Source organism: Halanaerobium sp. MA284_MarDTE_T2, assembly GCF_003337245.1.
Taxonomy (GTDB): domain Bacteria; phylum Bacillota; class Halanaerobiia; order Halanaerobiales; family Halanaerobiaceae; genus QPJE01.
Map to the genome: position 1 here is coordinate 1 of NZ_QPJE01000065.1, position 1,437 is coordinate 1,437.

At 32.4% G+C, this 1,437-nt stretch carries 1 protein-coding gene; it reads right to left on the reverse strand.

The window, feature by feature from the left end; genetic code table 11:
* Positions 1 to 266: 266 nt before the first annotated feature.
* On the reverse strand, positions 267 to 1,415 hold the full coding sequence (gene alr / locus DFR78_RS11850) for an alanine racemase (protein WP_114459029.1): 1,149 nt from the start codon (positions 1,413 to 1,415) through the stop codon (positions 267 to 269).
* Positions 1,416 to 1,437 lie beyond the last annotated feature (22 nt).

Sequence of the window (1,437 nt, forward strand, 5' to 3'; positions counted from 1 at the left end):
TAATATAATCGTGAAGTGAATTTTACTTCCTTTTTAAAATTATTAAAGGTTTCAATGCTAAAAGTATTAAATAAGAATTTTTGCCGTATATAATTCCTAGTCCATGTTCTCAAAGTTTATTCAAATATAATTCAACTTGTGAAAATAGTTTCATTTTTTAGTATAATTAATTTAAAAATTAATTTTTCGGCATTTATAATTATATTACTCTTAACCAATTATATCAATGGTTTAGACAAAATTCGATAAAACTTTGTGAAATTTTGTTACTTATTTTCTATATAAACTCTGGGCAGCCTTTTGGTAAAGCTGGACACAACTTCATAATTAATTGTATCTAATTTTTCTGCCATTTCATCAGCTGTTATCACTTCTCCATTATCTCTTCCCAGTAGAGTAACAATATCTCCCTTTTTAACAGATTTAATATCACTTAAGTCCACCATAAACTGATCCATACATATGCGGCCTATTATTGGAGCTCTTTTACCTTTTACAATAATTTCAAAATTAGAGGACAGCAATCTGCTGTATCCATCAGCATATCCTAAAGGTATTGTTCCTATTTTGCTCTTTTTTTCTGTTACATAAGTTCTGCCGTAACTTATCGGTGTCCCTTTTTCTACTGTTTTAACATAAGCTAAGCGGGACTTTAAACTCATTACCGCCTTCAAATCTATTTTTCTTTTCACTTCTTTTGACGGCCAAAGACCATAACTTATTATTCCAACTCTAACCATATCCATCTGCAGTTCTGGCATATCAATAGTTGCAGCACTATTTGCGGCATGTTTAACAGGAATATTTATATCATTTTTTTTCAATCTAGAAATCAAACCTTTAAATAAATTAAACTGCTGAAAGGTAAATTCTTTATCTGCTTCATCTGCAGAAGAAAAATGAGTATATATTCCCTCTATAATTATACTGGAAAGATCATTAACTTTTTTAACAAATTTAAGACCCTGCTTAGCTTTTATCCCAAGCCTGCTCATACCTGTATCAATTTTTATATGTATTTTGGCTTTTTTACCCAGCTTTTCTGCTGCTTTATTAAGTGCCAGCACATCCTGATAATCATATATGGTCTGAATTAAATTGTGCTTAATCACTCTCTCATACTGTTCTTTTGGTGTCCATCCTAAAATTAAAATTGGAACCTCCGACAGACCAGACTTTCTCAGCTCTTCTGCCTCATCCAGAATAGCCACTGCCAGTCGGTCAGCACCGGATTCCAGCGCTTTTTTAGAAATTTCCACTGCACCATGTCCATAAGCATCAGCTTTAACTACTGCTGTTAATAGAGTTCTTTTCTGCAGTTGTTCTTTTATCAGCTTTATGTTGTGCCCATAGTTATCTAAATTGATCTCCAGCCAGGCTGGCCTGATATTATTAAACTTATCCTGATAATTCATAATTACATCTCCCAGACATATT

Excerpts from the sequence above, each read along its gene's own strand:
- alr (WP_114459029.1), bottom strand. The coding sequence starts at position 1,415 with ATGAATTATCAGGATAAGTTTAATAATATCAGGCCAGCCTGGCTGGAG.